Source organism: Aminipila terrae, assembly GCF_010120715.1.
Classification (GTDB): domain Bacteria; phylum Bacillota; class Clostridia; order Peptostreptococcales; family Anaerovoracaceae; genus Aminipila; species Aminipila terrae.
On record NZ_CP047591.1, the window covers coordinates 1,910,091 to 1,922,229 of the forward strand.

Sequence of the window (12,139 nt, forward strand, 5' to 3'; positions counted from 1 at the left end):
TAAATATAGCAAAGTCCAAAGAACTGAAGATACTAGATAAACCAATTGATCGTTTCTATGTGGATGGCAAGTATACCGTGTATCATTGGCAGTACGATGACACCTCAAGAGGATTAATACCAGGTGGCTATCCAGCCTACGATAAAGTTTCCAACACTGCAGAACTGACATTTTACATAGAAGGCAGCGCAACAGCTCCATGGATAACGGGAATTAGTACCAGTCCTGTAAAGGTTACGGAAAATAACTACTTTAGTATCAATGCAGGAATAGATGATGTGGAAAAAGATGTTTTAAACCTTACAACGGAGGTCTATAAGGATAAGAAGCATATCTTTACCCACAGAAAAAAGAATATAAAGCCTATAGATTCTTTGGGACAAATATCTGTTAATGGCAAACATGGAGATGGCACACCAGCGGTAGGTGATATAACTTATCCGGTTACAAACACAGGAGACCTTCCAGATAAAGCACAGGCAGGAATCTATCAGGTAGTCTGTACCGTAAGAGATCAGACGGGTGCCGGCATAGGAACATATAAGTTTATTGTACTAAGTGAAGGAAAAATAATCGGACAGGTTTATCATACAGATCAGTGGGAGATAAATCGAAAAAAGTATAATCTGAACCGCTTTAAGGATGAGATAAACAAGAATATACCTTATGATGATTATATGAAGTTGAAACAGCCAAGGACCAGAGGCGTGAATGTATTCTGGTCTGGTGAAAAGTTTATGCTTAGCGCTGATGTTGCTGGAAAACCCATAAAGGTTACATGCAAAATAAATGGAACCTCCTACGGGGCAAACATGAAAAACAGCGGGAAGAAAAATGCTGCAGGTGAAACGGTTTATACAGGAAGTATTTGGGATAGATCCATGATTAATAAATGGGGCAGAAAAGAACCTGTAGAATTAACATTTACATTCAGTGCCGTCTATAGCAGCGGCATTACAAAAAGACATGAAGTTAAAATCATAGTAGATAACATGGAAGACTACTGGAAGTTACATAGGGTATTTTAGATAACGTTTAATAATTAAGTTGTCCCGTTATATTCATCTTTGTTTTTTAAGTAGTAAATCAATGAATCAGATAATATATTATATTACATTTAATAAATGGAGGGTGCTAGATGAAATCAGTAAAAGCATTTCAAAATTCTTGTATTCCGCCAAGTCAGCTTAATTTGATATTTCAATCCCGAACAGTCTGGAGAGATTTATCCACTTGGCTCCGGGCATATTTAGCAAGTAAACATGGAGGACTAGGGATAAGGAAGCAATAAGGGAAAAAATAAGTGAAGTATTATTAAAATTTAGTAATATTCTAAGCCTGATTTTTGGAGAGTCATATGCGGATGAATATATTGCACTATTAAACAATTACATTAACACTTTAGATTTACTTATTGATGCACAAATACAGGGTGATGCTGATGCGGTAAATAAATATACAAAGGAACTGTATGAAAGTGCAGATCAGATAGCTTCTTTTTTGTCAAAAATAAATCCATACTGGGTAGAAAGTGAATGGAAAAGCTTACTGTACCAATTTAGTGAAAAGACAATTGATGAATCAACTACCTTTCAAAATAAAGAATTTAAAGAAAATGTAGATGTTTTTGACAGAATTTTAAATCTTACCTCGCTGATAGGTGACTACTATTCACAGGGGTTGCTTAATTATCTCAACTTTTCCAGATAAGAACAATTATTTTAAGAGATTAAATTTCTTTAATCTCTTAAATGTATTTGTACAAGTTATGATAATATTAAGTTTAAAATAATTTTATGATTAAATGAACCAAAATGTAAAGATAGTAAAATAGTCTACTCAATATGATACATATATGATAGAATTTTCCTGATACGTAAAACAACTGGTGAAATTAATGCTTATTATCAAGGGGTGTAATCATGTTACAAAAAATTCTGATAGTTGAAGATGATGCAGCTTTATGTAATGGGATTATACTTGCGTTAAATAATGATAACTATTTATTTATGTCCGCTCATACCATTGCAGAGGCAGAAAATCTGTGTAATCAAAACAACTATCAACTTATAATTCTGGATATCAATTTGCCAGATGGGAATGGGATTGATTTTCTAAAGTGGATTAAAAGTCGTAGTGATGTAAAAGTGATTTTGCTTACGGCAAATGATATGGAAATTGATATTGTTACAGGATTGGAAAGCGGTGCGGACGATTATATAACGAAACCTTTCAGTCTGATGATACTCCGTGCAAGAGTGAATACTCAGCTTAGAAAGATTCAGTCCCAGAATAAATTTGTCATTGATGATTTTAGTTTTAATTTTGAAACCATGAATTATAAAAAGGGAAACAGCCTAGTAGAATTAAGTAAAACAGAACAGAAACTGCTTTGGCTGCTATTGAATAACAGGGGTAACACTGTTCCAAGGCAGGTACTGATAAGCCGAATATGGGATGATAGTGCAGAATATGTGGATGAAAACTCACTTTCCGTAAGTATTAAAAGACTTAGAGATAAACTGGAGGACAATTCATCAAAACCAGAGTATATTAAGACTATTTATGGAATAGGGTATAGCTGGGCGGTGAGATGATGAATATTTTTAAATTAAATAAAATCATGAATCGTCTGGAGCAGATGGTAGAAAATGCGATTAATGATCAATTTATTGAGGATGAGTTTGATGAAACTAAAATGTCTGCACTAGAAACACGGCTTAAACGTTATATGCTGAAGAACCAAATCCAATCAAAGCAGATTGAAAAAGAACGACAGCAAATCAGTGAGCTCATATCTGATATATCTCATCAGACCAAAACACCTATAGCCAATTTAATGCTATATAGTGATTTATTATGGGAGCAGAAAGAACTTAGCCCATATAGCAGGCAATTAATTGAGGAAATAACGAGACAAAGTGAGAAGTTTAACTTTCTGGTGGGCTCCCTTATAAAAACCTCCAGGCTGGAAAATGGCATTATTAATGTTCTCCCTGCAGACAACAGTATAGACCAATTGATTCAGGATGCCATGAAACAAGTTGAGATAAACGCTGAAAAGAAAAAGATTTCAATTCTTTATGATAACACAGGAGATAAATGCAGGTTTGATTATAAGTGGACTTTAGAAGCTGTTTACAATATCCTTGATAACGCTGTGAAATATACAAAAGAAGGTGGATCCATAAAAATATGGACAGAAGCCTATGAAATGTTTTACAAGATAATTATTAAAGATAATGGTATAGGTATAGAGGAATCAGAGCAGAGCAAAATATTTTCCAGATTCTATAGAAGTAGAAATGTTTCTGATAAGGAAGGTGTTGGAATAGGTTTGTATCTTTCCAGAGAGATTATAGAGCGGCAGGGAGGATATATAAAAGTAGATTCGTCATTGGGAATAGGTGCAGCATTTTGCGTCTTTTTACCTAAGTAAATCTTACAAAAGTGTTAGATTTGGGAAAGATTGTGGCAAGAATCCGATAGTATAATCTGTATTGTAGGAAACTATTATACAGATTTTTTTATGGAGGAAATATAAATGAACATTTTAGAATGTAAGGAACTTAGAAAATTCTATGGACATGGAGAGACGACAGTCAAAGCCCTTGATGGAATTAATTTAGCAATCAAAAACGGTGAGTTTGTAGCAATTGTAGGCACATCTGGAAGCGGAAAATCCACTCTTTTACATATGCTTGGAGGGCTGGACCGTCCAACAGACGGAAGTGTTACTGTGGATGGTAAGGAAATTTTTACTTTAAAAGATGATGCATTAACTATTTTTAGGAGAAGAAAGATTGGTTTTGTTTTTCAGAATTATAATTTGGTACCTGTCTTAAATGTTTACGAAAACATTGTTCTTCCAATTCAGCTGGACGGAAATAAAATTGACAAAGAGTATTTAAATTTAGTCATTACCACCCTGGGACTATCGGGAAAGCTAAAAAATCTGCCTAATAATCTATCGGGAGGGCAGCAGCAGAGAGTAGCCATTGCAAGAGCTCTGGCAACAAAGCCCGCCATTATACTGGCCGACGAACCAACGGGGAACCTGGACAGCAAAACAAGTCTGGATGTTATGGGATTACTTAAAGTTACAAGCAAACAGTTTGCTCAGACTATTGTGATGATTACCCACAATGAAGAAACGGCACAGATGGCGGACAGGATTATCCGGATTGAAGATGGAAAGATTGCAGGTGGTATAAATGCTTAAAGTAAAAAATGCAAAAACCATCAACAACCTTGCTTTAAAATCCTTTCAATCAAATAAGCTGAGAAATGTTTTTGTAATCATAGCAATCACTTTAACAACCATTTTGTTCACCAGTGTTTTCACCATTGGGTCCAGTTTAATTGGGTCTTTACAGGAAAGTACCATGCGCCAGGTTGGAAGCAGTGCTCATGGGACGTATAAAAACCTGACACCAGATGAATACAAGAAAATAAGCAAGAATAAGTCAATAGAAAATATAGGCTATTCTGTGGTACTGGGATATGCAGAAAATAAAGAACTGGTAAAACGTCCGTCTGAGATCAGGTATACTTCCAGTGCGTGGCAGGCCAAAAGTATGTTTGCATTACCCACAAGCGGCAGGCTCCCTAAGGCTGCAAATGAAATCGCCGCAGATGATATTGTTCTTAAAAGCTTAGGAATACCGTGTGAGTTAGGACAACATGTTACTTTGGAGTACTTAATAGACAACAAGAAAATTACTGACACCTTTACTCTTGTTGGATTCTGGAAAGAAGACAGTGTTATACCTGCCAGTGAAATCTGGTTATCCCCGGCCTATGTTAAAAATAAACTCATAGGATATAGGGGGTATAATATTTATGGGACTATTAATGCAGATGTAACTTTTAAGAACAGCTTTTTCATTGAAAGTAAGATGCAGAAGGTCGTTAGTGAAAGCGGGCTTCCTATTGATGAAATTAAATATGGTGTAAATTGGGCTTATGCAGGACATGGAGGCAGCACAGATTTGACTACCATTTTAAGTGTATCAGGGATGATTGGTCTGATTATACTTTCCGGGTATTTGATTATTTCAAATATCTTCTATATATCCATTGTAAAAGATATTCAATATTATGGACTGTTGAAAGCCGTTGGAACCACTTCCAGACAGATTAGAAAAATCATAGGAAAACAGGCAGGCATCCTTTGCTGCATCGGCATTCCCATTGGGTTGGCTGCAGGCTTTTTAGTGGGGAAAGTATTAACCCCTGTAGTTTTGTCTTCTTTTAATCTGATTACAATAATTATTCCAATCAATCCAGCTATATTTATAGGGGCAGCTATGTTTTCAGCTATAACGGTTTATATCAGCATAAGGAAACCTTCCAGGATTGCGGCAAAGGTCAGTGCTATTGAAGCACTTCGAAATTCAGATAACACCATAAAAGTTCATAAAAAAATAAAGAAAAGTAAAAAGATAAGCCCTTTTAGAATGGCTAAAGAAAATGTTTTCAGAAACCGAAAAAAAATGATAATGGTAACGGTTTCCCTTTCCTTGAGTCTGATTATACTGAATTGTGCCTATTCTATTGTAAAAGGGTTTGATATGGATAAATACCTAAGTAATAGTATGGTGAAAGATTTTGCAGTAGCAGATGCGGCATACTTTAATGTATATAAGTGCTATAGGGGAGAGCAGACACTGAACAAAGAATTTTTAAAAGAATTGTATTCTCAAGAGGGCATAAAGGAAACCGGAAATATTTATTTTTGTCAAATAAATTATAATATAGACGACAAGATAAAAAGTGCAGTAAAAGAGGCCACATCAAGATTTAACATGAGTGAAAAAAAGTCCCTTGTATTTAAAGATAAAATAGCACAAAAAGATTTCCAGGTTCAGCTATATGGGCTAGACGATTCTATATTTGAGGAACTAACATGTTTTAAGGGAAACATTGATAAGGACAAATTCAAAACAGGGAAATATATTATTGCATCAGCTTTTGATTCAGAAGGACGGATTTCATATTATAAAATCGGGGATAAGGTAACAATAAAGTATCCAAAAGGAAATAGCCAGGAATATGAGGTGATGGCCATTGCCAATATTCCATATCCCATATCAGTCAGATATGGAGATATTATTGATGTGGAATTTCTTTTACCTTCAGAGGAGTTTTGTAAAAATATGGGTGATTTGGCACCTATGATGACAACCTTTGATGCAAATGAGAAAGAAAAGAAAAGTATAGAAAATTACTTGGATTATTACTGTAATAAAGTAAACACAGATATGCAATATACTTCAAAAGCAACCTTTGCCGCAGAATTTGAAGAGGTAAAGCAAACGTATTTTTCTGTTGGAATTGTTATAAGTAGTATTCTGGCATTTATAGGCATTATAAATTTTATCAATACAACCATTACTTCGTTAATAGCCAGAAAAAGAGAACTTGCCATGTTACAGAGCATCGGAATGACCAGCAGGCAAATGAAGCAGATGATAATATCAGAAGGCCTTACTTATGTTTGCCTGACGGCTCTAACGGTGCTTATTGTGGGAAGTCCCATTGGCTATCTTGGAATAAGCGCGACCATGTGTAATAACATAGCATTTACCCCTATATTTACGGTAGTGCCGTCTTTACTTTGCTTGCCAGTATTTGTTGTATTGGTCTATATTATTACTCTATCCTCCTATAAAGTGCTTAATAAAAAATCTATTGTTGAAAGACTCAGGGAAATAGAGTGATTTCTGGATAATATATTCAGATGATGATGGGTTATAAACAAAGTTAAACATAACATCCTCTCTGATGGAATATCTTAATATGTGGATACTTGAATCAGAGGGGGTTTTTTAATGTACAGAGTTGTAGTTATTGGCGGTGGCTGGTCGGGTTGTGCCGCAGCTGTGGCCGCCCGAAAAGCAGGGGCATCAGTAGTGCTTGTTGAAAAGACTGACCTGCTTTTAGGCCTAGGCAATGTTGGAGGCATTATGCGTAATAATGGCAGATTTACTGCTGCGGAAGAAAACATTGCTTTGGGTGCAGCGGAACTGTTTGGAATAACAGACAGCTGCTCCAGACATAGAAACATTGACTTTCCAGGTCATAAACACGCCAGTCTGTACGATGTTATGAAAGTAGAACCACAAGTGAGACGACTCCTAAAAGATATGGGTGTTGAAATACGTGTTATGACAAGGGTTATTGATGTGGTAACTGAGATAGTAGAGTTGCCTGAAGAAAAGACACAAAAATATATAAAGAGTCTTATTGTGACTAATGGGGTAGGACTTGGGCAGAGGAATATAGATGTGCAGACTATAGAGGGGGATGTTTTTATTGAATGCACAGGATCTACAGGACCTATGGGGAATTGCCTTGCTTACGGTAATGGATGCTGTATGTGCATACTCAGATGCCCTGCTTTTGGCCCTAGAGTCAGTATTTCGCAGAAGGCTGGAGTAACGGACATAATGGGAATGCGCAAAGACGGTGCATGGGGAGCATTCAGTGGTTCTGGCAAACTGGAAAAGGGTTCACTGTCTGAGGATATTCAGCAGCAGTTAAACCAAAAAGGAGTAGTTGTTATACCCCTTGCAGCCAAAGAGGTTTCCAGAGATAAGCTGAATTTGAAAGTATGTCAGCAGTATGCTTTGGATGAATATGCAGAGAATATCATACTGCTGGATACAGGATATGCTAAAATCATGACACCATTTTTCCCATTAGAAAAATTAAGAGAAGTACCCGGACTGGAGAATGCCCGCTATGCAGACCCTTATGCAGGAGGTAAGGGAAATTCCATCCGATATTTATCTGTAACAGAGAGAGATGATTATATGAAGGTGCAGGGTATTGAGAACCTCCTTTGTGGGGGAGAAAAGTCGGGGTTATTTGTAGGGCACACGGAAGCTATCACTACCGGAAGCCTGGCAGGCTTTAATGGAGCCAGGTACTTAAAAGGACTTAAACCTATGGAACTGCCGAGACAACTGGCTACGGGAGACTTAATTGCTTATGCGAATGAACGTCTGCAAACCAGAGAAGGCCTGATGACCCGGTATACTTTTGCCGGGGCGGAGTATTTTCAACGAATGCAGGAAAAACAGCTATATAGCGTAGATTCTGACGAGATTGCAGGGCGCGTAGCCAGAACAGGACTTGCAGGAATCTACAATGAAAAGATTATATAAAGAGTAATAAGAGGGACTGCTTTGGAGCAGTCCCTCTATATTAATATGTGAGTGTTTTAATAGTAAGCATTCGGCTACAATTATTAATAAAATTTATAAAAACCTGACTGTTATCCTTGAATTATAAGGAAGCGCGCCTTTCATTTAGATGCAATTTCAGAGTGCAAACATTGACAATCACAAGTAAAATGGTAAAATAAGGACAAAATGAAAATTTCATCCTCATTTTTAATTAAAGAATAAGCAGGAAATTACAAAATAGAGCAAGGAGACTAAATGGAGAAAGACGTTGGAAGATACCTAAAAGCTGTTACAATCGTTTTAGTTACTGCTTTTTGTGCTATGAAACTGCCCCATCTAGATAAATCAATATTTGATTTAATGGTGCCAACCATAAAACTAAGTCCAGGATCAAGGTTGGATTTAGTTGGTATATTACCACTGGTCCTGCTATGGTGGAGCTATAAAGAAGTTGTAAAAAGCAACTATTTCAAAAGTGGAAAAGTCGTAATATTTATTGTTATGTTTTGCATTCTAGTGCCCTTTACATTCAAAGCAATGAATGCAATTAAGACACCATACTATTTATTAAGTGGTGGGCTTAAATCAATAGATGTAATAGAGAGCAACTATTCCTTTAGCAATGGGCCAAAAGACAATACCATAAAAGTTGATTTAACTTTGAAGAATTATGGAAAAGAAATGAGAAATTTAAATGTCTCAATGGACCTTCCAAAATGTCTTGATAAAATTATTGATAAAGATTCGATTGTACTACCACGAAAATACGCAATATATAAAGGGCAAGGTAATTTTCATATCCAAGAATCTATCCCGTTCAATTACAAAAAGGGATTTTCAGAAAAAGACTTGTTCGATACAGATTATTTTTACGATGATTACAAGATTATTTTATCTAAAGAAAATGAAAAGCTAACAATTCTTCAACGTGGAGAATAGGCATATTATGCAGCATAAGCCGTAATAGCCTGCAAAGTATTTTTGAAATAGCTAATTCTAATAAAGAAGTTTAGAATAGTTAAAGGGAATATTAGTATATTATTTTTGAATGATTAGAATGATGAAAAATATGGCTGTAGTAATTTTGCTACAGTTTTTTTGTATAAAAGATTATCGGCCTTATACCCAGTCTGTTATTTTTAGCTAATATAAGGTAAAATAAAGTAAAAGTTCAGTAAACACCAATAAGGCATTGACGAAAAGTTGTTAAAATTGTTATACTGATTGCTAATATATAAATGAAAAAACCAAAGGAAAAGGGGAAATGAAAAGTTGGATAAACAGGTTTATGTTATAGGACATAAAAACCCAGATACAGATTCCATCTGTTCCGCCATTGCATATGCAAATCTGAAGAATCAGATATCAGATAAATGTTATGAAGCAAAACGGGCCGGGCAGGTAAATAATGAAACAAAATATGTGCTGGAAAAGTTTGAAGTGGAAACACCTGAACTGATAGATGATGTAGGCACTCAGATTCGGGATGTGGCTATAAAGAAGATAGATGGAATAGAAAGCGGCATTTCGCTGAAAAAAGCATGGAATATGATGAAAGATACTTCCAATTCCACCCTTCCGGTTACCTCGGATGGAAAACTGGAAGGTATTATTTCTGTAAACGATATTGCTACGGCCAATATGGATATTTATGAAACTGGGATTTTAGCCCTGTCTAAAACACCGTATCGAAATATTCTGGATACACTTGAAGGAACCATGGTTGTGGGAGACGAAGAAGGATATGTTGAAGATGGGAAAATCCTCATTGGAGCAGCAAACCCAGACCTAATGGAAAATTATATAGAGAAAAATGATATTCTCATCACGGGAAACCGATTTGAATCTCATCTTTGTGCCATTGAAATGAACGCGGGATGCATTGTAGTGTGCATGGGAGCACCAGTATCTAAAACAATTAAGAAACTGGCCATGCAGAATAATTGTAGAATTATAAGTACCCCGTATGAAACCTATGTGGCAGCCAGACTAATCAACCAGAGTACACCCATACGGTATTTTATGCGCAAGGAAAATATAGTAACTTTTGAAGAAGATGATTACATCAGTGACATGAAAGAAACGGTAACAAAGATTCGATACAGGGATTTTCCGGTTCTGGACACAAATGGTAATTACTGCGGTATGCTTTCAAGGCGTTCTCTGATTAACATGAATCGGAAGAAAATTATTCTTGTAGACCACAATGAAAAATCTCAGGCTGTAGATGGAATCGAAGAAGCAGAAATCATGGAAATAATCGATCACCACCGCATTGGGAATCTGGAAACTCTGGCTCCGGTGTACTTCCGGAATCAGCCTTTAGGTTGTACGGCCACCATTATCTATCAGATGTATCTGGAGCTAGGAGTGGAGCTGGACAAGAAAATAGCAGGATTATTATGTTCAGCCATTTTATCTGATACGTTGATGTTCCGTTCTCCAACCTGTACCGACCTGGATAAAGCGGCAGCAGAAAAACTGGCACAGATTGCAGAAGTGAATATTGAAGAACATGCTGAAAAGATGTTCAGAGCAGGAAGCTCCCTGCAAGATAAATCCACAGAGGAAATTTTCTATCAGGATTATAAGAAGTTTGCAAGTAATGGTATAAAATTTGGTGCAGGTCAGATTACTTCCATGGATGGGGAAGAACTGGCAGCCTTGAAACCTAAGATTCTTCCTTTCATGGAAAATGCCTGCAAGTCATCAAGTGCAGATATGCTGTTCTTTATGCTAACAGATGTTATCCATGAATCTACAGAATTACTTTTTGTAGGAGAAGATGCAAGAAATATCGTTGAGCGGGCTTTTGGCGTAAAACCAGAAGAATCTTCCATTGTAATGAAAAATATTGTTTCAAGAAAAAAACAGGTAATACCTCAATTAATCAATGCAATGCAGGGGTAAGAGCTTGACAGTTTTACACCTCAGACTAGTATAAGCATGGGTAGTTTGCCCATAAAAAATGTAAGGGCTATAGGATTGAGGGAAAGGAGAAGATTTATGGAGAAAAGAGTTCTTAGAGATATACAACCGCAAAGGGTAATGTATTTCTTTGAGGAAATATCCAAGATTCCAAGAGGAAGTGGAAATGAGAAAAAAATAAGTGATTATATATATGGCTGGGCTTGTGAAAACGGCCTGGAAGCTTATCAGGATAAAGCATTAAATGTCATAATAAAGAAACCGGCGGCACCTGGGTATGAAGACTCTGAACCTGTCATGCTGCAGGCCCATATGGATATGGTCTGCGAAAAAAATAGTGACAGTTTCCATGATTTTTCTAAGGATTCTGTTCAATTGAAAATAGAAGGCGATATGATATCCTCCGCAGTAGGAACTACCCTTGGAGCAGACAATGGAATTGGTGTTGCATATTGTATGGCAGTTCTGGAGAAGTCTGATTTAAAACACCCGGCATTGGAGATTCTGTTAACAACAGAAGAGGAATCAACCTTTAAAGGAGCACTGTCTGTTTCCCCAGAGCTTTTTCAGGCCAAGAAGCTTATTAATCTGGATCAGGCTGTAGAAAATCAGATTTTAGCAGGAAGCTGTGGAGGTGCAGGGGTAAAAGTACTTTTACCATTGGAGTACGAGCAGGTCTGCAAAGAAAAGGAATATAAAGCTTTTCAGCTTAGCGTAAGCGGGCTGCCAGGGGGACACTCTGGAGAAGATATTGACAAGGGTCATGGCAGTGCTATCAGTTTATTAATACGTTTACTTTATGAAATAAAGAGCAGGCATAATGTGCAGCTATCCCATGTATCCGCCGGAACTTCAAGACTTGCCATATCCAGAGAGGCAGAGGCAGAAATTCTCATATACCCAGAGCAGCAACAGGAGATACAAGATACTGTAGAAAAGATGATGGGAATTTTAAAAATGAGTATAAGGGTATCTCTGGTAATTTACAGGTTGGACTCAAGGAAACTGACGGATTAAAG

The 12,139-nt window shown here is 36.7% G+C and carries 10 protein-coding genes; all 10 read left to right on the forward strand.

Features of this window, described 5'->3' with window-relative positions:
- The first annotated feature begins 59 nt into the window (after nucleotides 1-59).
- The 10 genes from Ami3637_RS09070 (at nucleotide 60) to pepD (ending at nucleotide 12,137) form a co-directional block, all read left to right on the forward strand.
- A complete protein-coding gene (locus Ami3637_RS09070) occupies nucleotides 60-1,028 on the forward strand; it encodes a hypothetical protein (RefSeq protein ID WP_162362289.1) in 969 nt (322 codons plus the stop codon).
- A gap of 472 nt (nucleotides 1,029-1,500) precedes the next feature.
- A complete protein-coding gene (locus Ami3637_RS09075) occupies nucleotides 1,501-1,710 on the forward strand; it encodes a hypothetical protein (RefSeq protein ID WP_162362290.1) in 210 nt (69 codons plus the stop codon).
- 212 nt (nucleotides 1,711-1,922) lie between these two features.
- A complete protein-coding gene (locus Ami3637_RS09080; RefSeq protein WP_162362291.1) occupies nucleotides 1,923-2,597 on the forward strand; it encodes a response regulator transcription factor in 675 nt (224 codons plus the stop codon).
- Nucleotides 2,594-3,439, forward strand: coding sequence for a sensor histidine kinase (locus Ami3637_RS09085; RefSeq protein ID WP_202931034.1), 846 nt, complete (start codon nucleotides 2,594-2,596; stop codon nucleotides 3,437-3,439). Before Ami3637_RS09080 ends, Ami3637_RS09085 begins: the two co-directional genes overlap by 4 nt.
- A 105-nt stretch (nucleotides 3,440-3,544) precedes the next feature.
- Nucleotides 3,545-4,222 carry an ABC transporter ATP-binding protein gene (locus tag Ami3637_RS09090; RefSeq protein ID WP_162362292.1) on the forward strand — a complete coding sequence of 226 codons (678 nt, stop codon included), beginning with the start codon at nucleotides 3,545-3,547 and terminating at the stop codon, nucleotides 4,220-4,222.
- Nucleotides 4,215-6,722 carry an ABC transporter permease gene (locus Ami3637_RS09095; protein WP_162362293.1) on the forward strand — a complete coding sequence of 836 codons (2,508 nt, stop codon included), beginning with the start codon at nucleotides 4,215-4,217 and terminating at the stop codon, nucleotides 6,720-6,722. Before Ami3637_RS09090 ends, Ami3637_RS09095 begins: the two co-directional genes overlap by 8 nt.
- A 111-nt stretch (nucleotides 6,723-6,833) precedes the next feature.
- A complete protein-coding gene (locus tag Ami3637_RS09100) occupies nucleotides 6,834-8,171 on the forward strand; it encodes an FAD-dependent oxidoreductase (RefSeq protein WP_162362294.1) in 1,338 nt (445 codons plus the stop codon).
- A gap of 276 nt (nucleotides 8,172-8,447) precedes the next feature.
- The gene (locus tag Ami3637_RS09105) at nucleotides 8,448-9,131 is read left to right on the forward strand and encodes a hypothetical protein (protein WP_162362295.1); all 684 of its coding nucleotides are present in this window, start codon (nucleotides 8,448-8,450) and stop codon (nucleotides 9,129-9,131) included.
- A 333-nt stretch (nucleotides 9,132-9,464) separates the two neighbouring features.
- The gene (locus Ami3637_RS09110; protein WP_162362296.1) at nucleotides 9,465-11,102 is read left to right on the forward strand and encodes a putative manganese-dependent inorganic diphosphatase; all 1,638 of its coding nucleotides are present in this window, start codon (nucleotides 9,465-9,467) and stop codon (nucleotides 11,100-11,102) included.
- Between the two features lie 96 nt (nucleotides 11,103-11,198).
- On the forward strand, nucleotides 11,199-12,137 hold the full coding sequence (pepD, locus tag Ami3637_RS09115) for a beta-Ala-His dipeptidase (protein ID WP_162362297.1): 939 nt from the start codon (nucleotides 11,199-11,201) through the stop codon (nucleotides 12,135-12,137).
- Nucleotides 12,138-12,139: the final 2 nt, after the last annotated feature.

What these genes read in the sequence shown, in the direction of transcription:
- Ami3637_RS09080 (WP_162362291.1), top strand. Translation starts at nt 1,923, where the DNA reads ATGTTACAAAAAATTCTGATAGTTGAAGATGATGCAGCTTTATGTAAT.
- Ami3637_RS09085 (WP_202931034.1), top strand. Translation starts at nt 2,594, where the DNA reads ATGATGAATATTTTTAAATTAAATAAAATCATGAATCGTCTGGAGCAG.
- Ami3637_RS09090 (WP_162362292.1), top strand. Translation starts at nt 3,545, where the DNA reads ATGAACATTTTAGAATGTAAGGAACTTAGAAAATTCTATGGACATGGA.
- Ami3637_RS09095 (WP_162362293.1), top strand. Translation starts at nt 4,215, where the DNA reads ATGCTTAAAGTAAAAAATGCAAAAACCATCAACAACCTTGCTTTAAAA.
- Ami3637_RS09100 (WP_162362294.1), top strand. Translation starts at nt 6,834, where the DNA reads ATGTACAGAGTTGTAGTTATTGGCGGTGGCTGGTCGGGTTGTGCCGCA.
- Ami3637_RS09105 (WP_162362295.1), top strand. Translation starts at nt 8,448, where the DNA reads ATGGAGAAAGACGTTGGAAGATACCTAAAAGCTGTTACAATCGTTTTA.
- pepD (WP_162362297.1), top strand. Translation starts at nt 11,199, where the DNA reads ATGGAGAAAAGAGTTCTTAGAGATATACAACCGCAAAGGGTAATGTAT.